The sequence below is a fragment of the Streptomyces sp. NPDC005808 genome (assembly GCF_042871385.1).
GTDB lineage: Bacteria > Actinomycetota > Actinomycetes > Streptomycetales > Streptomycetaceae > Streptomyces.
This window is the reverse complement of record NZ_JBIAIK010000004.1, coordinates 90,946-112,958: the sequence shown is the minus strand read 5'-3', so window position 1 is coordinate 112,958 and position 22,013 is coordinate 90,946. Positions and strand designations below refer to the sequence as shown.

The window sequence follows — 22,013 nt, the reverse complement described above, 5'->3', positions numbered from 1 at the left end:
TGTCAGGTCGGGCGGGGCCATCCGTGGTCGCGCAACCGGCCTGTCTCGTAGCCGCGTTGCTCACAGGTGTCGAGGATGAGGGGGAGCGCGCCCAGGGCCGAGCGCCAGGCGCCCGGGGCAGACGTGCAGTCGGAGTCGTGGAGCAGGATGGTGCCGCCGCCGTCCAGGTCGGAGGTGACGGTGTGGTGGACGGATGCCGGTGTGGCGCGGGCGGTCCAGTCCTCGCCCCAGCAGGTCCACAGCACGGGGGTGAGACGGAGGCGGTGGGCTGCGAGGTGGGCGGCGGTCGACATGACGCCGTACGGGGGCCGGAACAGGGTGGGTCGCAGTCCGGTGATGTCGGCGACGGTGTCGCGGGCGCGGGCGAAGTCGTCGTAGGTGGCGCGTGGACCGCGTAGCAGCAGCGGTCGGTGCAGCCAGCCGTGGATGCCGATCTCGTGCCCTGCCGTGGCGATCTCGCGGACCAGGCCGGGCGAGCGTTGCGCCTCGCGGCCCAGCAGGAAGAAGGTCGCCCGGGTTCGGCGCGCGGCGAGGAGGCGCAGGAAGTGCGGGGTGGACAGCGGGTCGGGTCCGTCGTCGAAGGTCAGGGCGATGTGGTCCGGGCGGCCCCGGCCCGAGAGGCCGGGCATGGTGCGGTTGCGCAGTGGCCCGAAGGTGGAGACGGCGGGTGCGCAATGCGCGGCTGCGAGGGCGGGCAGGGCGGCGAGCGCGGCGGTGCGGAGCAACCGTGAGGCGGTCACGAGTGATGGCCCTCGGTGTGGGAGGTGGGGACAGGGGGCGCGTCGTCCGGGTCGAGGCTGTGTCCGATGGCGTGGATCATGCCCGGGCCGTCGTACGCGGTGGCGACCCCCGTGCCGACGGCGCAGGCCCACACCCCGCACGCCACGGCGGCTGTGGCGAGGAGTCGGCGTGCCGCGCGGCGCTGTCGTCGCGCGGTGGGCCGGGCAGGCGACGGAGGCGGCCCTGCCTGGTGAATGCGCGCGATCTCCGCGGCGGGTCCGCCATCGGGCTCGGCCGCGAAGAGGGCGAGGCCGACCGTGCGTTGGCTCAGTCCGAGCGAGCCGTCGATCAGGTCGCACAGTACGGCCTTGAGGCCGGCCGGGTCGCGGATCCAGACGGCCGCACCGGCCTCCTCCAGCGCGGCGGCGTTGGTCAGACCGTGGCCCGGTATGCACCGGTAGCTCGCCACGGGCAGACCGGTGGCGAACGCCTCCAGGGAACTGAGCCCGCCGGCGTTCTGGACCAGCACGTCGGCGGCGTGCATCAGACCGGGCATGTCGTCGACCCAGCCGTAGGCGTGTTCGACACCGTCCGCGCGAAGTTGCTCGGCCAGCGTCTCGTTGCGGCCGCAGACGACCACGGGGACGGCGGCCCCGCAGTCGCGTAGTTCCAGGGCGACCTGCCGGACGGGGCCGACCCCCCAGGAGCCGGCCACGAGCAGCGCCAGCGGAGCGTTCTGCGGCAGCCCGAAGCGTGCCCGGGCCGCGTCGCGCTCCCGCGCGCTGCCGGGACGGAACCGCGGGTCCACCACCGGGCCCCCCACCCTGACGTTCCGCGCTCCGGCAGCCCGCGCCTGGGCGGCGGGTACGGCGTGTGCGGCGAGATGGACGTCGACACCGTCGGCCACCCACAGCGGGTGCACGGAGAAGTCGGTGAGATAGGTGAGGACGGGCGCGGCCAGCCGCCCGCGCAGCCGCAGGCTGCCCAGCACGCGGCTGGCCCCGGGGTACGTGGAGACGACCGCACCCGTGTCGGGGTGCAGGGCGTTCAGCATGCGCTTCTCGGCGGCTCCCAGCAGGGCTCTGGCCAATGGCCCGCCCCCGCCTGCGCGTTCCGTACTGCGGTAGATCCGCTGATAGGCCCAGGGAGCCTGGACGAGCATGCGGTGGTAGCCGTCCCGCACGAGCCGTCCCAGGGAAGCCGGCAGCAGGTCCAGCAGGTCGAACCGGTCCACCACGAGGCCGTGGGCCGTGAGCCGGCGGGCCAGTTCGGCGGCGGCGCCGTCGTGGCCGGCGCCGATGCTCGCGGAGACGATCGCGATGCGTCCGGCCCGTGCCGTGGCGGGCACCGGACCGGGGCGCAGGGCGGTGACCGCCAGGGCACGCGGATGTGCCGAACTTCCGAGGTGGGGCATGGGGCTCGTTCCTCCGCAGATGGAGTGGGCGGCCAGACTCTACGACATGTAGTAGGTGAACTCGTACAAGATGTAGTAGATAATTGGTAAGAGCGGGACGGTGAGACGGGACGGTGAGATCCCGTCGGCGTCCTACATGCCGTAGTAGGTCCGCCGGTAGGCTGGGGTGCCGAACGGGAAGGCGGGTGGCGATGGGCGACCGGGCGAGCGGTGAAAGCGGCGGGGCGACCGGCAGGAGGGCACGCGGGGAGCTGGAGAGCGGTGTCCTTGCCGCCCTGTGGGCCGTGGACGAGCCGCTGACCGCACGGCAGGTCCTGGAGCGGCTGTCCGGGGACCTCGCCTACACGACGGTGCTGACGATCCTGTCGCGCCTGCACGACAAGGGCATGCTCGTACGGCATCCGGCGGGCCGCGGATACGCGTACGCGCCCGTCCGCGACGAGGCGTCCGACACCGCCGTACGGATGCACGGCCTGCTGGAGCGCGGCTCGGACCGGGAGGCGGTGCTCACCCGCTTCGTCAACGAACTCTCCCAGCAGGACGAGCAGTTGCTGCACCGCCTGCTGGGCGGGCAGGACGCCGGACGCGACGGCGACGGGCCGTGAACCGATGACGATCAGCGTCTACATACCCCTCCTTGTCACCGTGGTCCTCGCGATGCTCGCCCCCCGGGCGGCCCGGCGGCCGGCACCACGGCCCGCTGCCTGGTCCCTGGCGTGCGCGGCGCTTGTGACGGCGACCGGCTGGCTCGGCTCACTGGCCCTGCTGGCCTTCACCGGGTTCGCCCAGATCCCCGAGGTCGCCGAGGAGGGCCACTGGTCGGTGGCCGCTCTGCGCACGCAGGACCCGGTCTCCTTGGCCGTCGCGGCCGTCAGCGCCCTGGCACTGGCGGCGGGGCTCGGATCGCTGGGGGTGGCTGCCGTACGGCAGGGCCGCCACCTCCTGTGGGCCCGGCGGGAATGCGGCCGGGTACCCGGAGACACCGAACTGGCGGTGCTCGACGACGAGGCCCCGCAGGCGTTCGCGCTTCCCGGCGCTCCCGGACGGATCGTCGTGTCCCGGGGGATGCTGCGCTGCCTCGGTGACGCGGAGCGCGAGGCCCTCCTGGCGCACGAACGGGCCCACCTGCGCGGCCGCCACCACCTCTTCCAGACCGTGTGGCGACTCACCGCGGCCGTCAACCCGCTGCTGCGCCCGGTTGCCGAGGCGGGAGGGTTCGTACTGGAACGCTGGGCGGACGAGGAGGCCGCGGCCCGGATCGGCAGCCGAACGGTCGTCGCCCGCGCCGTCGGGCGGGCGGCTCTCGCCTCTGCAGGCATGCCACGCCCCGCCGCCCTGGCCGCGACCGGCGGGGCCGTGCCCCAGCGAGTGCAGGCCCTGCTGGCCCCGCCGCCCCCGCGCCGCACCCTGCCCCTGGTGGCGGGCGCCCTCCTGCTCACGCTGTGCTGCGCGAGCCTGGCCAACGCGGCGTCGGACAGCGAGAGCCTGGTCGACAGCGCGGAGCGGGCCCAGTGCGCGGCGGACGCCGGGGCGCCGGGCGCAGGGCATCCCGTGCGGCAGCCGGATGCCTGCTGCAACCACCACGGAGCCGGCGGACACGGAGGTCGCAGCAGGTAGGCGCGGCACGTGGTAGCGCGGTACCGCTGTACCGCTGTACTACGCACCCGGCGCGGTTCGGCCTCCCCGTACTACCGGGTCGGATGATTCGGTTCGGGTCGGCGGCTCGCTTCCAGGGGCATGGCCCCGGCTGCCGTTCGGGGCTTTCTCCAATGCGGTGGCACCGCTGCAGAATGCTTGTCACACTCCGTCATATGCCGCCCTATAACAGAAGATTGAGGCGCAGACGGCTCGCCCTGCTCGGGGCCTTCGTGGTGCTCGTGGGCGCCGGATTCTCGATCGCCCTCGTCATCGCCCAGAACCAGAAGCTGGTTGACCTGATCGGCAACACGGCAGCCGGTGTTCTGGTCGTGGTGGTGCTTGCTGCCTGGACTGCCTTGAAGGGCACCGGCTCGGCTACGGCTGATGGTCCGCTCGCGACATCGGCGCAGGCAGCCGAAGTCTTGGCGAAGGAAGCCCGCGAGTTGTACGAACAGCGGCAGGACGCGCGAAGGCTGGAGGAGCGGGAACGTCCGGTACCGGTCACGTGGTCGTGGTTTCCCCATGAGGTCGCCGGACGTCCGGAGGACGTGATCGGTGCGGGGGCGGGCGTGGGCCTGCCGCTCTTCGAGGCGCTGCCGGGGACCGCGGCCGCCACACCGGCCATGCTGGCGGACGGCGGGCTGAACGACCTGTTCAAGGTCTACGCCGGCATGGGAACCGGCCGCGTGGTTGTGCTCGGGAGGGCCGGAGCGGGCAAGTCCGCGGCTGCGATCCTCACGGCCCTGAACGCACTCAGACACCGCGAGAGCCTCGATGAGGAGACCCGAGCGCGAGTGCCCGTGCCCGTCCTGCTCACCCCGCATGACTGGAACCCGAAGCAGCAGAAGCTGACGGACTGGCTCGCCGACCGGCTCACCAGCGACTTCACCTCCTTTCGCCGGTCCCCTTTCGGTCGGTGGACTCCGGAACAGTTGATCCGCGATCGTCGCGTCGCACTGTTCCTCGACGGCTTCGAGGACCTCCATACCGGTGATCAGCGGGTGGAGGCACTACGGGCACTGAAACGTCTGCGTATCCCGCTGGTGCTCTTCAGCAGAAGCGAGGAGTTCACGCGGGCAGCACTCCAGGTGGGACTCCCGGGAGCCGCCGTTCTCGAGCTGGACCCTGTTCCGGCGGGGGTGGCGGCAAACTGCCTCACGGCCTGGCGGCCCGACGGGCTGCCGTCGGCTCTCCAGCGGCGTCTCGCGGAGCAGGTGCGGGAGGAACCCCGCGGGGTACTGGCGAGAGCACTCAGCACACCGCTCATGCTGACCCTGCTGCGAGACGCCTTCCCTGACGGGGACACCGAGGGATTCACGGCGCTGGTGGACGAACTGCTGGCGCCCGGGGTGTTCCAGGACCCCGAGGACATCCACGACCGGCTGCTGGGGCGCGTCCTGCCGAGCGCGTACGCCCAGGATCGCCCAGACACCCCGGGCCTGTACACACAGGAACAAGCAGAACGCTGGCTCGGTCACATCGCCGCGCGGATGACCGCCAAGGGGACACGGCAGCTGGCATGGTGGCGGGTTCATGAGTGGGCGTCCGCCTTCTGGCGAATCCTGGCAGGGGTGGCTGGTGGCGCTCTCGCCGCGGGGCTGATCGCCGCTCTGGTCGCCCGGTTCACCGACGAGTTCGGTGAACGCACGGTCATAGGAGTGCTGCCGGCGACGGTGGCCGGCGGAGCGCTGGGGCTCGCCACGGGGATCGTGACCGAACGGCGTGCCGCACGCGTGGTGCTGCTACGCGGCTCCGGCAGCAGCGGCTTCAACGCGGGGAGGGGACTGATGTCCGGGCTTGCCGTCGGAGCGGCGGTGGCGCTGACCGTCGGCCCGGCGGCGGGACCGGTCGCGGTGACGATCGCTGCTCCGGTCGCGACCCTGACAGCGGGGATCGCGACCGGCTTCGCTGCGACGGGCGAGGGCCTGACTCCGCCCCTGGCCACCAGGAGATCGCGGGCGAGCCCGCCGGCGCGGTTCCTCGGCCGGCTGATCGCCGGACTTCCGGCCGGGCTCGCGACCGGGGCTCCGGCCGGTCTGGCGAGCGCCATCCCGCTCGGGTTCGCTCAAGGGACGCGGCGCGGGCTTGTCGTCGGCACAGCCATCGGTCTCGCCTACACCGTCGCATTCGGGCTGATCGATGGCTTGGCCCGGATCTCGCCGGACGCGGATTCCCCTGTCGGTCCCATGTCCGCCTGGAACCAGGACCGGAAACAGAGCCTGTCGACCGGGCTGGTCTTCGGGCTCGCAGTGGGGTTCGCCGCCGGGCTGACCGATGCCCTTGCCATGGCACGCCATGACCCGCTTGGGGTCGCGGTACCGATCGGGCTCATCACCGGAGTAGTCATCGGGATGGTGACCGGCGTCGCGGCCGGCCTCACCGTTTCCCACAGCTGGCGGACCATGGTCGTGTTCGCCCAGCTGTGGGTGCAACGTGCCCTCCCGTTGCGGGCCATGCGGTTTCTGGAGGACGCCCGTCAGCGGCAGGTGCTGCGAGAGACGGGTCCCTACTACGAATTCCGGCACGCGCGTCTTCAGGACTTCCTCTCCCGCCAGCAGGAGAGGAACGGCCGTGCCGGTCAACGCCCCGAGCCGGACGCGACCCCCGTACGACCAACTACCACGGCCGGCTGACACCTGTGACGCGCGTTCCCGGGCTCTGCCCAGGCGGTGGTGACCATGTCCAGGGGCGGAGGGGCGGAGGGGCGGAGGGGCGGAGGGGGGCGGTCATCGCACCGACTGATACCGCGTCACCAGCACGCGTCACCAGCATGCGTCACGTCCACAGGAGAGGCAGGCGCGGGCCCCCACCGCCCGTTTCATGAGATCCGGGCCACCCCGCCCCAGCCCGCGCGGTCGGTGAGACGGCCGGTGTTCGCGTCGGGGCGCCAGCGCGGCCAGCTCGTGAATCCGGGTTCGGTCAGTCCGGCGCGGAAGGGGCCGGGGAAGCGGCCCGCGACGAGATCGAAGACGGAGGCTGATGGCGTCGCGGGCGGGCGGGTCACTCCTGCGCGTGCCGGATGGCATCCAGGACGATGTGGGCGACATGCTCGTCGGTGAGCTCGTACTGGATCTCCCGGGCCTGGCGCCGGGCTTTCACTATGCGTGAGGTCCGCAGTACCCGTAGGTGCTGCGAGACCAGCGGCTGACTCACCTCAAGGGCTGCGACCAGTTCGTGTACGTACTTTCCGCCCCCGGACAGTTCGCGCACGATGCCGACGCGGACGGGGGATGCCAGTGCCTTGAGCAGGTCACTGGCCGCTTGAAGCGCGTGTATCGGCCCGTCCGCGGGGGTCGGTCTGGGGGTGGGATTCATTGTCACATGCATATATTAGCAAGTGACAATGATCCCCGTGTCGCGTTCGAGGCGACCGCGGACGCGGCTCAGTGATCGTCCCAGTGGCCGTCGTGGGCGGCGTGGCGGTGGCCGTCGTGCACGTAGTCGACGTGCTCCTCGTGCGGGACGGCGACATGGCCGCAGCCCTCGCCGTGCTGGTGGTCGTGGCCGTCGTGGGCGGCGTGGTCGGTGCTCGCACACTCGTCGACGTGGCCTTCGTGGCTCTTGTGGAGGTGGCCGTCGTGCGCGTAGTCGGTGTGGTCGCCGTGCGGGACGGCGACGTGCCCGCAGCCTTCGCCGTGCGTGTGGGTGTGGTTGTCGTGGGTGCGGTGTTCGGCGGTGGTGGCCATGTGGTGCTCCTGGGGTGCTCTCGGGTTGCCCGCAGGCGGTGCTGTGCGGGGCATGCATGCTGGAATCAATATATAGCAACTCTCGCATATATTGCCCGACAGCCACTTGGCGCGGCCACTTGGCCCGGCCGCGCGGTGGCAACGGGCAGGTGGTCAGGTGCCCTTTCCCGCCTCCAGCCGCGTGGTGGTCTCCACGAGCGACACGGTGAACGGGTGCCTCGGTGCGGCGAGAACTCGTCGGGCCGGTCCCCCGCTCGACGAGTTCTCGCCGGCGTCCAGGGCGGCGATGCGGTGGGCCGAAGCGGCGGTGTCCAGGGCGTGGGTGATCAGGACGAGGGACAGGACCTCGCGGTCGTGTAGCAGGGCGGTGAGGATGTCGCGGCGGGTGATCATGCCCGCCGGGCGGCCAACTTTTCGTAGCCGGCCACGCGTACGCACACGGCCACCCCGTGGGCGATCCTCTGAAGGTCATCCAGTCCGGGGTAGCTGGGGCTGATCCGGATCACGCTGTCCTGCGGGTCCTCACCGCCGGGATGGGTGGCACCCGCCGGGGTGAGCGCGATTCCTGCCTCGGCCGCCAGCCGTACCACTTCCCGGGCGCAGCCCTGAAGGACGCTCAGGACGATGAAGTACCCGCCCTTCGGCCGCGTCCACGTCGCTAGGCCTGTGCCGTCGAGTTGCTCGGCGAAGACGCGGTTGACGGTGTCGAACTTCGGACGCAGAATCGCCCGGTGCCGGCGCATGTGCCGTCGTACTCCTTCCGTGTCCTGCAGGAAGAGAGCGTGCCGGAGCTGGTTCATCTTGTCGGGCCCGATGGACCGCTTGCCGCTGTAGTGGCGCAACCAGGCGACGTTGGCCGCCGACGAACCGAAGAACGCGACACCGGCGCCGGCGAAAGTGATCTTCGAGGTGGAGCCGAACACGAACGCGCGGTCCGGGTGCCCGGCGTCGGCGCACGCGGTGAGGATGTCGGCGACGTCGGTCTCCTCGTCGGTGAGGTGGTGCACCGCGTACGCGTTGTCCCAGAAGATGCGGAAGTCCTCTGCGGCGGTGGGCATGGTGGCGAGCCGGCGGACGGTCTCGTCGCTGTAACAGGTGCCGTCGGGGTTGCTGTACTTGGGTACGCACCAGATGCCCTTGATCCCCGGGTCGGAGCGAACCAGGTCCGCCACGACCGCCATGTCCGGCCCGTCGTCGGTGAGCGGAACCGGAATCATCTCGATGCCGAAGCGCTCGCACAGGGCGAAGTGGCGGTCGTAACCGGGCACGGGACACAGGAACGCCACCCGCTCCTCGTCGGCCCAGCGGCGGGCGGCTCCGGGCAGCGTGCTGCCGAGGAAGGCGTGCACGAGACAATCGTGCATCAGCTCCAGGCTGGAATTGCCCATGGCCATCAACCGGTCGACCGGCACGTGCAGGAAGGGGCTGAACATCTCCCTCAGCTGGGTCAGCCCCAGGGCGCCGCCGTAGTTGCGGCAGTCGGTGTCGTCGGCGGCCGTGTACCGATCGCCGGGGAGGGAGAGCAGGTCGGCGGCGAGGTCGAGCTGCGCGGGGGAGGGCTTGCCCCGGGTCAGATCCAGGGACAGCCGCTGGGACTGCAGGGCAGCGTAGTCGCGGCGGGCCTGGTCGAGGAGTGCGGCGGGCGTGGCAGTGCCTGCGTTCGTTGTCATGGGGTTCTTAGACCGGAAGCACCCAGCACGCCGAAGGTGCGCATCCGGCGCGGTTCGGGCGGAGCCCGGGCCTGTTCACGCGCTTCGGCTCGCACAAGACGATCGTCCCGGGCAATTCGCTTCAGCGTACATCGACACGCCTCGACCGTTGGGATTGTTCATGGTCACTGTCACATGCTCTTCATGCGGCAGAGTAAGGGCCGTCCGATCGCTCGGTTCCTGTCTCGTCGGCCTCGCGTTTCGGCGGGGTGACGAGACAGGGGTGACGAGACAGGGGTGACGAAACAGGGGCTTGGCCGGGCGGTCGGGCTCAGCGGGCGAACTGGAACCAGTTGAGGTTGGTCAGGTCTCCGGAGCCGGTGGTGGTGAAGGTGGTGTAGAGGGTGTGGACGCCGGTTGCGGTGGCGGAGAGGTTGACCTTGGGGCTTGTCCAGGTCTGCCAGCCGCCGGTGGTGGTGACCGGGACGGTGGCGATGACCGGACCGGTCGTACTGTCCAGGCGGTACTGCACCGTGCCGGTCGTCGCGGAGGCCGAGGCCAGCCGTGTCGTCACCGAGGTCGCGGTCGTCGACCCGAAGTCCACCGAGCCGTAGGCGAGCCAGTCGCCCGCGGTGATGTAGCCCACGTTCTGGCCGCCGCCGGTGTCCGTCGTCGTCTCCGTCTGCGTACCTGACTGCGAGGTGTAACTCTCCGCCTGCGTCACGTCGTAGGCGCTGTGGCCGGTCGGTGTTCCGTAGGTGAGGCCGAAGCCGAAGGGGAACAGCGGTGTCTTTCCGTCGCCGTCGTTGATGGGCTGCTGGCTTGCCGACTGCATCCAGGTGCTGGGGAGTTTGCCGGTCGGGGCGTGGTCGCCGAAGAGGACGTCGGAGACGCCGTTGCCCTCGGTTCCCGGCAGCCAGGACGCCAGCAGGGCGTTCCAGTTGGGCAGTTGGGCGGCGATGTCCAGTGGGCGGCCGGAGACGAGCACGACGATCACCGGCACTCCGGACGCCCTCAGGGTGGCGATGGTGTTGAGGTCGGTGGTGTCCAGGCCCATCGCGCCGGGCCGGTCTCCGGCGGTCTCGGCGTAGGGCGTCTCGCCGACGACGGCGACCGCCGCCTTGTAGGAACTGTCGATGCCCGTGCCGTTGGCGTTGTACGTGACGGTGGTGCCGGTGCCTGCGGCCGACCGGATCCCCTGCAGGACGGTGGTGCCGGGCGTGGTGGCGCCGCTGCCGCCCTGCCAGGACATGGTCCAACCGCCCGACTGGTAACCGATGTTGTCGGCACTCTTGCCGGCCACGAAGATCTTGTTGTTGGTCTTCGCCAGCGGGAGGATGTTCCCGGAGTTCTTCAGCAGGACCTGCGACTCGCGCACCGCCTGGCGGGCGAGCGCCCGGTTGGCGGCGGATCCGACCGTCGGTGTGTACGTGCGGTCGGTCAACGGCTTCTCGAACAGGCCGAGTTGGAACTTCTTGGTGAGGATGCGCCGGTTGGCGTCGTCGATGCGCGACATCGGCACATGGCCGTTGTTCACCTCGGCGCGCAGGGTGGAGATGAACCGCTGCCATTCGGTGGGCACCATGACCATGTCGATGCCGGCGTTGATCGCCTGGCTCACCTCGGCCGCGGTGAAGCCGGCCTGGCCGTCGATCTCGTCGATGCCGTTCCAGTCGGAGACGACGAGGCCGGAGAAGCCGAGTTCGCCCTTGAGCAGGGTGGTGATGAGGTACTGGTTGCCGTGGTCCTTCACGCCGTTCCAGCTGTTGTACGAGATCATCACGGAGCCGACGCCGCGCCGCAGGGCCTCCTGGAAGGGCGGCAGGTGGATGGCGCGCAGTTGGGCCTCGGTCAGGGTCGCGTTGCCCGCGTTGACGCCGTTGTCGGTTCCGCCGTCGCCGATGAAGTGCTTGGCGGTCGCCAGCACGGACCCGGGTGCGTTGAGGGAGCTGCCCTGCATGCCGTTGATGTAGCTGGTCATCATCGTGGCCAATTCGGGCTTCTCGCCGAAGGATTCGTAGGCGCGGCCCCATCTGTCGTTACGCGCGACGCACAGGCAGGGTGCGAAGTCCCAGTCGATACCGGTGCCCGAGACCTCCTGCGCGGTGGCCTGGCCGATCTGCTGTACGAGGGCGGGGTTCCGGGTGGCGCCCAGACCGATGTTGTGCGGGAAGATCGTGGCGCCGTAGACGTTGTTGTGGCCGTGCACGGCGTCGACGCCGTAGATGACCGGGATGCCGAGGCGGCTGCTCAGCGCGGCGTTCTGGAAACCGTCGTACATGTTCGCCCAGGACGTCGCGTTGTTGGGCGAGGGCGCGGAGCCGCCGCCGGAGAGCAGCGAACCGAGCCCGTACGCGGGAATGTCGGCGGTGGTGACGGACGCCCGCTCGGCCTGGGTCATCTGGCCGATCTTCTCGTCCAGGGTCATCCGGGAGAGCAGGTCCTCCACTCGGGTCGGCACGGGCAGTGTCGGGTCGCGGTACGGCTCGCCGTCGGCCTGGGCCGGCCCGATCTGTAAGCCCGTCACGACCAAGGACGCGGCGAAGGCGAGCGCCGCTGCGGATCTGGGGATCTTGAGGACGGCTGTTCGCACAGGGTGTCTCCCGTCTGGTGAGGGAATGGCACGTCGGGTTGGTGCGTCACGTCGGTGCGCCGGGTCGGCCCCGCAAGGCCGGCTGGACAGGTTGGCCCGACGGGTTGGTGCGTCGCGGGCACCGCCCGGGTTTTGCTTCGCGTACAGCTGCGTGCTCATTTCGCGTACGGCTGCGTGTTCATGGGGGATTCTCTTCAGCCCCTGAACGGTGAAGGCGCTCCTGTTGGGGCGGGCGAGGCGTCGGATATCACCCGGAAGCAGTGGTGTGGGGGCATTCGAAAGGTTTTCAGAGGCATTGAACAAGTGCCTCGATACGGGGTCAAGGTCCGTACCAATACTGGGGTGTCATGGCCCGGGCAGCGGGCAGCGGGCAGCGGGCAGCGGGCAGCGGGCAGCGGGTGGCGGCCGGTGCCGGCTTCAAGACCTGAAGGCGCCGGACGGCGGTGCCAGGGCATGGAGACGGGGGGGGGGGGGGGGGGGGGGGGGGGGGGGGGGGGCCCCCCCCCGGCGGGGGGCGGGGGGGGGGGGGGGGGGGGGGGGGGGGGGCGCGGGGGGGGGGGGCGCCCCGCGGGGGGGGGGGGGGGGGTGGCGGGGCCCCCCCCCCCCCCCCCGGGGGGCGGGCGGGGGGGGGGGGCGGCCCCCCGCGCCCGCCCCCCCCCCCCCCCCCCCCCCCCCCCCCCCCCACGCCGATGGTCGTCTTGTCCGGGCGGTCGTGCGCGGCGACGGCCTGACTACTCGGGTAGGCTCATCCGGCGTTTGCCGATGGTCTGGCGTCGCGTGACGGTCACGGCCAGGACGGCGAGTGCGGCGAGTGCGGCGATACCGGCCGACAGGGCGGGGAGCGGGTGGGCCACCCCGCCGGGGTCGAGTACGTAGGACAGCGTCGCGGAACCGACCCTGCCGTCCAGCAGGGGGGCGATGGCCAGCGCACCTGTCACGGCGGCGCAGGCGGCGGCCACAGCCGGTCTCCTGCTGAGGAGCAGCGCGATCCCCAGAGCCAGGCAGCAAGCGGCAACGCCGACCGCCGCGACGAGTCCGCGAGACGGCGCATCGGCCGAGGGCAGGGGGAAGTGGGCCGCTGCGCAGAGCAGGACGAGAGCGCCGGCCAGAAGGCGCAGCCACCTGACGGGCTCGGAGCCGCTGGACGTTCCCGAGGCCAGGGAGCGGGCGGAGGGGCCTCCATCGGTAGCGGCCCCGGATCCGACCGCGGATCCGGCTGCCGTACGGCCGGTGGAGTTTGTGTCCGTGTCCGGTACTTCGGCGCCGGCGCCGCCGGTTGCCCGGTCTTCGCCCAGGTGGCCGAGGAGCTGCACCAGGTCTTCGAGGGGGCGGCCGGTAGCGGCCGCACGTACCGCCTCGGTCCCGGTGTGCGGGTCGTGCGGGGGGCGGTGCAGGAGGAACAGCAGGCGGCCGACCTCGGCGACCGGGCGCTGTTCGGCGGCGACCCGGATCGCCTCGTCCATGCGGTCGGCGCGGTGGGGCGGGCTGCCGAGCAGTTCCACGAGCCGCGTGACATCGTCCACGGAACGTGCCACCGCGGCCAGCCGCAGCACCTTCGCCGCGACCGGTACGCCGTCCGGTGTCTGCTCCAGCAGAGTGACCAGGTGAACGACATCGTCCAGGGGCCGCGAGACGACCGCCGTGCGCACCAGCTCGTCCATCGCGGCATCGGCCGCCTGAAATACCTGACCGTGGGCGCCTTCCGCGGATATCAGCCGCCGGGTCGGGGTCGGGGTCGGGGCCGAGGTCGGGGCCGGGGCCGAGGCCGGAGCAGGAGGCGCAGTGGGGGCAGGCGCTGGGGCAGCGGCCGGGGCGGGGGCCGGGGCGCCGAGTTCGGTGATTCCCCAGTGCAGCGAGGTCGCATCGAGGTGTCGGCGTGTCCCGGGTTGTTCCGGACCGGGAGAGAAAGGCTCGGTGGCCATGTGTTTTCTCCACTTCGGGGCGCTGGACATGATGAGGACCTTTATGTCATCTCATGAGAACTTTGAACCTTTGTAATCGCCCCTCCCGTGTCCCGCCACCCGAAAACCGTGGAGAGGCGGCCAGGTGATCAGCCGCCGCCGGACTCGCGGGTTTCGCCCCCGGGGCCGGCCACGTCGGGGGCCCCTGCGTTGTCGCCTGCCTCGTTGCCCGCCTCGTTGCCTGTCACGCGCCGTGCCTTCAGCGGACCGGTGAGCCGCTGAATCGCGGTCGTCAGCGGGTTGGCCTTGGCCTGGCGCCCGTGCAGTCCGTACGACGTCTCGCGCTCCGAAGGTGCGAGCCGTCGGAGTTCCCTCATCTCGGCCAGCGCCTCATGGGCGAGTTCGGTCGCCTCGCGGTACCGGTCGCGCGACTTGGTCATGGCGTCGAGTGCCTCGGCATACGAATCCACCAGCGCGCGGGCGTGCGCCAGTTCCTCTTCGAGAGTCACCAGGTGCCAGTCCTGCCGGAGGGCGGTGAGAGCCTTCTCCGCGTCTTCCGGCAGCGGCCAGGGCAGCGCGGCGAACCGTACGACCTTGTCCAGGAGCTCGGTCGGCTCGGAGCCGTCGAGGAACACGCTGCGCACGGAGAAGTCCTCAGCCTCGTACCCGATCCGGGCAGGCGTGCCGGGCAGGATCACGGCGCCGCCCCGCGGCACCCGTACTCCCAGGTCGTACAGAGCCCAGTTGACGGCCTGGAACTGTTCGGGGGCGGCGCGGTGTTCCACAACGCGGTGCCGTAGTCCGGGCGGGAGCAGGCGGGCCAGCGGGAGGAGCCCGCGCTCGTCGGGGGTCATGGCCTCATGGACCACGACGTTGATGCTCCAGCTACGGCGTCCCGCGTCCCTGAGCAGGCGGCGCAGGGCCGCATCGTCCTGCGGGAGTGGGTTGATGACCTGCGGGCGGAGTCCGGCAACGACGTCGTGGTCCCAGGACACGGTGCTCGTCTCCGGCCAGAACATGGTCGCGGGGGAGGGCCAAGCGGGGTCCCAGGGCCGCTCCGCCTCGGCCGCCAGTGTCCATCGCGGCTCCTGGTCCGGACGCTCGCGCCCGGACGTGGTGAGCCGCGCCCGCACGGTGACGGCGTCGGCGACGTGCCAGCGAGCCTCGAACACGTGCTCGTTCGGTGCAGATTTCCAGGCGGATGCGGAGGCGGATGCGGATTCCGTGTCCGTTCCCGTTCCCCGTCCCGTTCCCCGTCCCGATTTCGGTTCCGATTTCGGTTCCGATTCTGATTCCGAGGACGTTTCGGGCTCCAGGAAGTCCTGGATCGTGCCGCTGGCCTTCAGCTTCCGCAGGTTGTTCCGAAGGGCGTCTTCCGGGGCGGGCCCGGAGTGGTGGCCGCTTGCCAGCCAGACTGTTTCCGGGGCGGTGGGACGGGCGGTGGGGCGGGTGGTGGGGCGCTTGGGCATGGATCACTTCGCGGCTGGGGGAGCGGTGTGCCTTCCCAGTATGGGCAATGACGGTCGCGGGCCGAGGGGTGGTGAACCTCCGCTGCTGCCTGCGCGTCGTCAGGACGGCTCTTCCGGTTCGGAGACGGTCGCACGGAACGCGTCGAGGAGTACTTGGGCGGGCTGGGACGTGGCGGCTTGCCGTGTACGTCGGTGGCTGCGGGACCCGGTGAAGGGGGGAGCGTCAGGGACATCGTGTGCGGTGCGGCCGGTCCGGGTAGTCGGCGGTGTCGAACGGGCGTGATGTCCGCGTCACGGCCTTCGGACGCCTGCCGTCTCCACGGCATCGTCAAGGCGTCGGGCTGCCGCTGCGACAGACGGAGGTCCCGGTCGCTCACCTCCGGCGACCGGGACCTCTCGCGTTCCCGGATCCGGCCACGGCGGCGACACTCCCCCGAGTTACGCGTTGTACGCGCGCGCCGTCGGAACCAGATCCGATGTAATGATCACATCAGGTGGCGCCAACAGATCGCTAACATAACGGCCAACGGCACCAGGGGGAGCCGAGCGCGGGGCGGTGGGTGGCCGCCGTTGGCGAGTTCGTTGTGCGGCGTGGAGTTGCCGCGCGGGAAGGCAGTGAGCGGCGTTATGCGGGACGGGCTGCGCCGTGGACTGCGGTTCGGGTTGCTGGGGCCGCCTGTGCTGTACGGCGTCGACGGCGAGATCCGGTCGGTCGGCGGTGGCAAGATGCGCGCCCTGCTGGCCGCGTTGCTGCTGGAGCCGGGCCGGGCCGTTTCGGTCGACGCGCTCAAGGACGCGCTGTGGGGCGCGGCGCCGCCGGCATCCGCGCAGGCCTCCCTGCAGAACCATGTGACGAGGCTGCGGCGCCTGCTCGACGATCCGGAACGGCTGCGTGCCGTACCGCCGGGGTACGTTCTGCGCGTCGACGAGGACGAGTTGGACGTATCCGTCTTCGACAACCACGTCACCGCGGCGCGCGCCGCGCACTCCGGGCGCGAGTGGCAGCGCGCGCTGCGTGAGTCCACGGACGCGCTCGCACTGTGGCGCGGCGCCCCCCTGAGCGGACTGCCACCCGAGGGCGGCGCCTACGCGCTCGTCCAGCGGCTCACGGAGGCACGACTGCTTGTCCTGGAGTGGCGTTACGAGGCTGAGCTGGCCCTTGCCGGAGCGCGGGCCGGGGACGCCGGGGCGGTCCGACTGGACCATCTCGCCCCGGAGTTGGCCGCCCTCGTCGCCGAGCACCCCCTCCGCGAGGCTTTCCACCGGCTGCTGATGCTCGTACTGCACCGCACAGGACGCCGCGCCGAAGCCCTGGCCGTCCACCGCGACCTGCGGGCCCGCCTGGTCGAGGAGCTCGGCGTCGAGCCGGGGGCCGCGGTGCGAAGGGCGCACCTGGAGGTCCTTCGGGAGGGGGAAGGGGACCGGGAAAGGGACTGGGAACGGGACCGGGAATGGGACCGGGAAGGGGCGCCGAGGCCTGCCCGGAACCCGGGCCAAGCGGCGGAGGTGGCGGAGGAGGCGGCAGCGGAGGCCGTGGCGGGGGCCGTGGCGGAGGCGGGCCGAGAGGCTGTCGGGCGCGCAGAGGACGGGCGCGACGTGGCCGAGCGCGACGTGGGTGCGCGCGCCGCGGTTGCGCGCGCCTCGGCGGGCGCCACGGGGTCCGACGTGTCTGGGTCCGACGTGTCAGGTTCCGACGTGTCAGGCTCCGACCTCTCAGGAGCCGACTTCTCAGGGTCCGGCGCCACAGGCTCCCGTTTCGCAGGGTCCCGCTGCCCCGCCCAACTCCCGCCCCCGCCAGCACATTTCACCGGCCGAAGTGACGAACGAGAGGCTCTGCGCGCCGTCTTGGAGGCGGATCACCGGGTCGCCGCTACCGGACCGGGACCCGGTGTCGCGGTCATCAGCGGCATGGCCGGCGTCGGCAAGAGCGCACTCGCGCTGCACGTGGCACACAGGACGCGGGACCATTTCCCCGACGGTCAGCTGTACGTCAACCTGCACGGCGCCACGCCCGGAATGGCCCCGCTCACGCCTGGCCAGGCACTGGCGGCGCTGCTGCGGGGCCTCGGTACGGAACCGCGGCGTATCCCCGAACACCCGGACGCGGCGGCCGCGTTGCTCCGGTCGACGCTCGCGCCGACCCGCACGCTGATGGTGCTCGACGACGCCGCGCACGCCGGACAGGTACGGCCGTTACTGCCCGCGGGAGCCGGGTGCGCGGTGATCGTGACGAGCCGCTCGCCGCTCACGGCACTGGACGGCGCGCACCGTTTCCCGCTGGCGCCGTTGACGGACGAGGACAGCGCGGCGCTGCTCCGCGCGGTCTCCGGACGAGAGGAGGGGCTCGACGGCGGGCACCCGCTCGTCGACCTCACCGGCCGGCTGCCCCTCGCCCTCCGTATCGTCGCGGCCCGCCTCGCCGCCCGCCGTGCGCTCACGCCGGATGCGCTCGCCGGTCAACTGGCTGCCACGGCAGGGCGGTTGTACCACCTTGAGTACGACGACCTGAGCGTACGCAGGTCACTGGCCGTCGCCCATGACGCGCTGCGCGCCTCGGAGCGGCAGGCCGACCGGGACGCGGCGCTCGCCCTGCACCGTATCGGCGCGCTCGACCTCCCGGCGTACGGGATTCACCTCCTCGCCCGGCTCACCGGCACTGACGAACGCCGCGCCGAGGCCGCCCTCGACCGCCTCGTCGACGTCGCCCTCCTGGAGGAGACGGCGTACGGCCGTTACGCACCCCACGACCTGGTCCGCGACTTCGCCCGCGAGATCGCGGGGGCGCCGCTGGAGCATCAGGAGACCGGCGAGACGGCTTCAGAGAAGGTCGGCGAGACGGCCGCGGAGGGGGTGGACGGCACGTCTGCGGCGGAGGTCGGCGGCACGTCTGCGGCGGAGCTCGGCGACTCCACGGTCCCCGAGGAGGTCCAACTCCCCGAGGCTGAGCTCCCCCTCCCCGCGGTCCCCCTCCCCGCGGTCCCCCTCCCCGCGGAGCCCCACCCCGCGGAGCGCGCCCTCCGCTGGTACGCCGCCGTCGCCGCGCGCACCCTCGAAGCGATCGTCGAACCGGGCCTCGACCGAGACGACCGCGGCAGACCGACCGCGTCGCAGCCGGCCACGCACGCAGCGGACGTCGCGGACACCGTGCCGTTCGCCTCCGCCAAGGAGGCCTTCGCCTGGGGCGATCTGGAGCTGGAGAACGTGGTGGCGTTGGCGGAGCGGCCCGCGCAGATGTGCGCGTACGTCCCCGTCCTGGTGCGCCTGCTCCACCCGTACGCCCAACGCAGCGGCCGGGTCACCGAGGCGGAGGTGCTCCAGCGGGCCGCGCTCGGTGCCGCACGGCGGCTGGGGGACGAGGCCGCCGAGGCGTACGCCCTCGGGGACCTCGCGGGGCTGCACTTCATGACCGGGCGCGCGGGCGACGCACTCGCGCTGAACGACGAGGCGTTGGCGATCTGGCGGCGGCTCGGCGTCCTGTCGTGGGTGCGGCGAGGTCTGAACAACCGCGGCATGCTCCTCGAAGGGCTCGGCCGGCACGACGAGTCCAGCGAGGCGCTGCTGCAGAGCCTCGAACTCTCGAGGAGTCTGGGAGACCAGCACACCGAGGCCATCACCTACAGCAACCTCGGCAACCTGTACGGGCACACGGACCCCCGGGCCGCCATCGACCACCACAAGCGGAGCCTCGCGCTCGGTGACACGCTGGACGACGTGATCATCCGGCACTCCGCGCACTGCAACATCGGCTACGCCCATCTCGCCCTCGGTGAACCGGTCGCCGCCCTGCCGCACTTCGAGGAGAGCCTGCGCATTCTCGGCAGCCACGGCGACTGGCACGGCGAGGCCCAGACCCGGCTCGGACTGGTGCGCGCCCTGCGTGGTGCGGGGCTCCGCGCCAGGGCCGCCAGCGAGTGCGACCGGCTGCTGCGCCGCGCCGGCAGCCGCACCGACCGGTACACCGAGGGGCTCGCCCGCCACCAGCGCGGACTGCTGCTGAGCCTGGAGGGGGACGCCGAAGGGGCGTACGAGCTGTGGCGGTACGCCCTCGAAGCGCTGGACGGGACGGACAGCTCGGTGGTGGGGGAGCTGAGGGAACTCCTGGCCCAGTCGGCCACTGCGACCTGACGCCACATCCCCCGAGCGACGTCCATTCGCCTCGCCTCCCCTCGCCTCCCTGTATCTCGCCTTCCCTCCCCGCACCTTCCCTCCCCTCCCCTCCCCGCCTCGCCCCGCCTCGCCTCGCCTCGCCTCGCCTCACTTCGCGTCCGCGTAGCACTCCACCACGGCCGTCGTGAACGGAAAACGGACCGGTGTCTCGCCGAACGTGAGGCGGCCCGCGAGGTCGGCCGCCGCGCGGATCGCGGTCACCACGGTCTCCGCCTCCTCGGCGGGGCAGTGCACGATCACCTCGTCGTGCTGGAAGAAGACCAGCTCGGCGGCGAGGCCGGCGCAGGTGCGCCGGAGGGCGGCGAGCACCAGCAGGGTCCATTCGGCGGCGCTGCCCTGGACGACGAAGTTGCGGGCGAAGCGGCCGCGGGCACGGGAGTTGGACGATGCGTACCCGGGGACCCAGGCCGTCTGGTCGCCGGTGGTCTCGGCGGGGTCGTCCTGCGGGAGGCCTGCCTCCTCCGACGCGGCGTCCGCGGCGTCGGACGCGCCGACCGCCGGAGGGCACGTACGCCCGAGCCAGGTCCGGACGAGCCGTCCCTCCTCGCCCGCGCGGGCCGCGTCGTCCACGTAGGCGACAGCTTTGGGAAAGCGGCGGCGCAGCAGGGCGAGGTTCTTCAGCCCGTCACCGGACGTCTGCCCGTACACCGCACCCAGCACGGCGAGCTTCGCCTGCGCCCGGTCACCGGAGAACGCCCGGTCCGACACCGACTGGTACAGGTCGCTCTCGCGGCCCGCGACCTCCATCAGCCCCGGATCGCGGGAGATCGCCGCGAGCACCCGGGGCTCCATCTGGTCGGCGTCGGCCACGACGAGCCGCCAGCCGGGGTCGGCGACCACGGCGCGGCGGATCACCTTGGGGATCTGCAGCGCCCCGCCGCCATTGGTCACCCACCGGCCGGTGACCGTCCCGCCCGGCAGGTACTCCGGTCTGAACCGCCCGTCCCGCACCCAGTCCTGAAGCCAGGACCAGCCGTGCGCCACCCAGATCCGGTACAGCTTCTTGTACTCGATCAGCGGCTTCACGGCCGGATGGTCGACGGACTCGATCTCCCAGCGCCGAGTGGACTTGACCTTGATCCCGGCCTGCGCGAAGGCCTTGACGACGTCCGCGGGCAGGTCGGGTCTGACCCGTCTCCCGAAGGCCGCCGAGACCTCTTCGGCGAGCTCGGCCAGGCGTCGTGGCTCGCCACCGCCGGCGTACCGCTCGCCGAGCAGTTCGTGCAGGACCGCCCGGTGGACGTCCGCGCTCCACGGCAGCCCCGATTCGTTCATCTCGGCGGCCACCAGCATCCCCGCCGACTCGGCCGTCGTCAGGAGGTGCATCCTTTCGGGAAGCGCCGTCGCCTCGTGGCGGCGGCGCTGGTCCGCGTACACCTCCAGGAGGTCTGCCAACGGCAGGTGGACGGGGCGCGGTTCGAAGAGGGACGACTGCGAGCCCGGTTCGGCGGAGCGCTGGGGCGGGTCCGGCGGTACGGGGCCGCCGCGCAGTCTGGCGAGCGCGGCGGCAGCCGACCGGGGTTCGCCGAGCCGTCCCTCGTGGCCGAGGAGCAGCGTCTCCGCTGCCTCGATGTCGTAACACCGCTCCACTCGCACCCCCGTGGCGAGCAGTCGCGGATATACGTCGGCCGTGGACCGCCAGACCCACCGGGTCACGCCCGGCCGTGTCCGCACGGCCTCGACGAGATCCGGCTCCCTGCACACCGGACCCGCGGGCAGCCCGTCCGGGCCGAGGGGGGCGACCTCGGCGCCGCCGTCCTCGGCCGGTGCGAGAGCCCACCGGTCGGTCATGAATCCGAGTCTCGCAGGAGGGTCTGACAATGGGCTCTGACAAGGGGGACGCGCGCGGCGCCGCTCCTGGGGTCGGCCGGGTCCGATCAGTCGGTGGTCCCCTTCTGCGCCTTCACGATCTCTCCGATCACATGGCTGACGTGGGCCTCGGCCGCGGCCTTGTCCACGCCGAGCCCGCTGAGAACTCCCTCGCCGTTCTCGAACTCCAGAAGGGCCAGGAGGATGTGTTCGGTGCCGACGTAGTTGTGGCCGAGGCGGAGGGCCTCGCGGAAGGTGAGTTCGAGGGCCTTCTTCGCCGGAGGGGCGAACGGGATGAGTGCAGGCACCTCGGCGGTGGCCGGCGGGAGCGCCGCCGTCGCCGCGTCGCGTACGGCGTCCAGGCTCACACCCTGTGCGGTGATCGCCTTCGCGCCGATCCCCTCGGGTTCGGCGAGGAGACCGAGGACGAGGTGTGCGGGGAGGATCTCGGCGTTGCCCGCGGACCTCGTCTCGTTCTGCGCGGCGATCACCACGTTCCGGGCGCGGGGGGTGTACCGGGTGAAGCCCTGGCTGGGGTCCAGGTCTGCCTCGGCCTTCGGGACGAAGCGCTTCTGGGCGGCCTGGCGGGTGACTCCCATGCTCTTGCCGATGTCCGTCCAGGAGGCGCCCGAACGTCGGGCCTGGTCCACGAAGTGGCCGATCAGGTGGTCCGCGACGTCGCCCAGGTGGTCCGCGGCGATCACGGCGTCCTGGAGTTGATCCAGTGCGTCGGTGTGGACCTTCTTGATGGCGTCGATGAGGTCGTCGAGACGGATGGATCCCGATGCCGTGCCGGGTTGATTCGTCGTCATGTGTCAACCGTAGGTTGGCAGCCGAGGAGTGTCAACCCTGGGTTGACACCCCTCCCTGTGCCCGTGGTGCGGGGAAGCCGGTGACGGGGAGCGCCCCTCCGCCCCTGCCCGTCTTTCGTCCCTGGAGGCTGCCGCCTCCAGACCCAGGCCGTCGG

15 protein-coding genes and 1 pseudogene are annotated in these 22,013 nt (G+C 71.7%); 4 read left to right on the top strand and 12 right to left on the bottom strand.

Annotated elements, in window-relative coordinates; genetic code table 11:
• Positions 1–2: 2 nt before the first annotated feature.
• Together ACFYPC_RS10840 and ACFYPC_RS10835 are read right to left on the bottom strand one after the other, a co-directional pair.
• Positions 3–740 carry a polysaccharide deacetylase family protein gene (locus ACFYPC_RS10840; protein WP_388673594.1) on the bottom strand — a complete coding sequence of 246 codons (738 nt, stop codon included), beginning with the start codon at positions 738–740 and terminating at the stop codon, positions 3–5.
• On the bottom strand, positions 737–2,134 hold the full coding sequence (locus ACFYPC_RS10835; RefSeq protein WP_388673592.1) for a glycosyltransferase: 1,398 nt from the start codon (positions 2,132–2,134) through the stop codon (positions 737–739). The genes ACFYPC_RS10840 and ACFYPC_RS10835 overlap by 4 nt, the downstream gene beginning before the upstream one ends.
• A gap of 191 nt (positions 2,135–2,325) precedes the next feature.
• On the opposite strand from ACFYPC_RS10835, the gene ACFYPC_RS10830 reads away from it, so the two are divergent.
• From ACFYPC_RS10830 to ACFYPC_RS10820, 3 genes are all read left to right on the top strand, one after another.
• Positions 2,326–2,739 carry a BlaI/MecI/CopY family transcriptional regulator gene (locus tag ACFYPC_RS10830; protein WP_388673590.1) on the top strand — a complete coding sequence of 138 codons (414 nt, stop codon included), beginning with the start codon at positions 2,326–2,328 and terminating at the stop codon, positions 2,737–2,739.
• A gap of 4 nt (positions 2,740–2,743) precedes the next feature.
• Positions 2,744–3,751 (top strand): M56 family metallopeptidase, encoded by a 1,008-nt coding sequence (locus ACFYPC_RS10825; protein WP_388673588.1) that lies wholly within the window; start codon positions 2,744–2,746, stop codon positions 3,749–3,751.
• 215 nt (positions 3,752–3,966) lie between these two features.
• Positions 3,967–6,405 (top strand): hypothetical protein, encoded by a 2,439-nt coding sequence (locus ACFYPC_RS10820; RefSeq protein WP_388673586.1) that lies wholly within the window; start codon positions 3,967–3,969, stop codon positions 6,403–6,405.
• A gap of 185 nt (positions 6,406–6,590) precedes the next feature.
• On the opposite strand, the pseudogene ACFYPC_RS10815 reads toward ACFYPC_RS10820, so the two are convergent.
• From ACFYPC_RS10815 to ACFYPC_RS10780, 8 genes and pseudogenes are all read right to left on the bottom strand, one after another.
• Positions 6,591–6,695, bottom strand: a pseudogene (locus ACFYPC_RS10815) (SAM-dependent methyltransferase); the annotation flags it as partial.
• 77 nt (positions 6,696–6,772) lie between these two features.
• Positions 6,773–7,087 carry an ArsR/SmtB family transcription factor gene (locus ACFYPC_RS10810; protein WP_388674315.1) on the bottom strand — a complete coding sequence of 105 codons (315 nt, stop codon included), beginning with the start codon at positions 7,085–7,087 and terminating at the stop codon, positions 6,773–6,775.
• Between the two features lie 68 nt (positions 7,088–7,155).
• Positions 7,156–7,458: a hypothetical protein gene (locus tag ACFYPC_RS10805; protein WP_388673584.1), complete on the bottom strand. Its 303-nt coding sequence runs from the start codon at positions 7,456–7,458 to the stop codon at positions 7,156–7,158.
• A gap of 153 nt (positions 7,459–7,611) precedes the next feature.
• Entirely contained in the window at positions 7,612–7,851 is a 240-nt protein-coding gene (locus ACFYPC_RS10800; RefSeq protein ID WP_388673582.1) for a hypothetical protein, read from the bottom strand.
• A complete protein-coding gene (locus tag ACFYPC_RS10795; protein WP_388673580.1) occupies positions 7,848–9,128 on the bottom strand; it encodes an aminotransferase class I/II-fold pyridoxal phosphate-dependent enzyme in 1,281 nt (426 codons plus the stop codon). Before ACFYPC_RS10795 ends, ACFYPC_RS10800 begins: the two co-directional genes overlap by 4 nt.
• A gap of 310 nt (positions 9,129–9,438) precedes the next feature.
• Entirely contained in the window at positions 9,439–11,700 is a 2,262-nt protein-coding gene (locus tag ACFYPC_RS10790) for a glycoside hydrolase family 3 N-terminal domain-containing protein (protein WP_388673578.1), read from the bottom strand.
• A gap of 731 nt (positions 11,701–12,431) precedes the next feature.
• Positions 12,432–13,361 carry a hypothetical protein gene (locus ACFYPC_RS10785; protein ID WP_388673576.1) on the bottom strand — a complete coding sequence of 310 codons (930 nt, stop codon included), beginning with the start codon at positions 13,359–13,361 and terminating at the stop codon, positions 12,432–12,434.
• Between the two features lie 389 nt (positions 13,362–13,750).
• Positions 13,751–14,773, bottom strand: coding sequence for a hypothetical protein (locus ACFYPC_RS10780; protein WP_388673574.1), 1,023 nt, complete (start codon positions 14,771–14,773; stop codon positions 13,751–13,753).
• 924 nt (positions 14,774–15,697) lie between these two features.
• On the opposite strand from ACFYPC_RS10780, the gene ACFYPC_RS10775 reads away from it, so the two are divergent.
• Positions 15,698–19,195, top strand: coding sequence for a BTAD domain-containing putative transcriptional regulator (locus ACFYPC_RS10775; protein WP_388674313.1), 3,498 nt, complete (start codon positions 15,698–15,700; stop codon positions 19,193–19,195).
• A gap of 129 nt (positions 19,196–19,324) precedes the next feature.
• Here the strand turns inward: ACFYPC_RS10775 and ACFYPC_RS10770 are convergent, their stop codons facing one another.
• A complete protein-coding gene (locus tag ACFYPC_RS10770) occupies positions 19,325–21,028 on the bottom strand; it encodes a bifunctional 3'-5' exonuclease/DNA polymerase (RefSeq protein ID WP_388673572.1) in 1,704 nt (567 codons plus the stop codon).
• Positions 21,029–21,114: 86 nt separating this feature from the next.
• Positions 21,115–21,858 carry a Clp protease N-terminal domain-containing protein gene (locus ACFYPC_RS10765; protein ID WP_388673570.1) on the bottom strand — a complete coding sequence of 248 codons (744 nt, stop codon included), beginning with the start codon at positions 21,856–21,858 and terminating at the stop codon, positions 21,115–21,117.
• Positions 21,859–22,013 lie beyond the last annotated feature (155 nt).

Coding starts and splice junctions, on each gene's coding strand:
- ACFYPC_RS10810 (WP_388674315.1), bottom strand. CDS start 7,087: ATGAATCCCACCCCCAGACCGACCCCCGCGGACGGGCCGATACACGCG.
- ACFYPC_RS10800 (WP_388673582.1), bottom strand. CDS start 7,851: ATGATCACCCGCCGCGACATCCTCACCGCCCTGCTACACGACCGCGAG.
- ACFYPC_RS10785 (WP_388673576.1), bottom strand. CDS start 13,361: ATGGACGAGCTGGTGCGCACGGCGGTCGTCTCGCGGCCCCTGGACGAT.
- ACFYPC_RS10795 (WP_388673580.1), bottom strand. CDS start 9,128: ATGACAACGAACGCAGGCACTGCCACGCCCGCCGCACTCCTCGACCAG.
- ACFYPC_RS10830 (WP_388673590.1), top strand. CDS start 2,326: ATGGGCGACCGGGCGAGCGGTGAAAGCGGCGGGGCGACCGGCAGGAGG.
- ACFYPC_RS10835 (WP_388673592.1), bottom strand. CDS start 2,134: ATGCCCCACCTCGGAAGTTCGGCACATCCGCGTGCCCTGGCGGTCACC.
- ACFYPC_RS10825 (WP_388673588.1), top strand. CDS start 2,744: ATGACGATCAGCGTCTACATACCCCTCCTTGTCACCGTGGTCCTCGCG.
- ACFYPC_RS10775 (WP_388674313.1), top strand. CDS start 15,698: ATGCGGGACGGGCTGCGCCGTGGACTGCGGTTCGGGTTGCTGGGGCCG.
- ACFYPC_RS10765 (WP_388673570.1), bottom strand. CDS start 21,858: ATGACGACGAATCAACCCGGCACGGCATCGGGATCCATCCGTCTCGAC.
- ACFYPC_RS10805 (WP_388673584.1), bottom strand. CDS start 7,458: ATGGCCACCACCGCCGAACACCGCACCCACGACAACCACACCCACACG.
- ACFYPC_RS10770 (WP_388673572.1), bottom strand. CDS start 21,028: ATGACCGACCGGTGGGCTCTCGCACCGGCCGAGGACGGCGGCGCCGAG.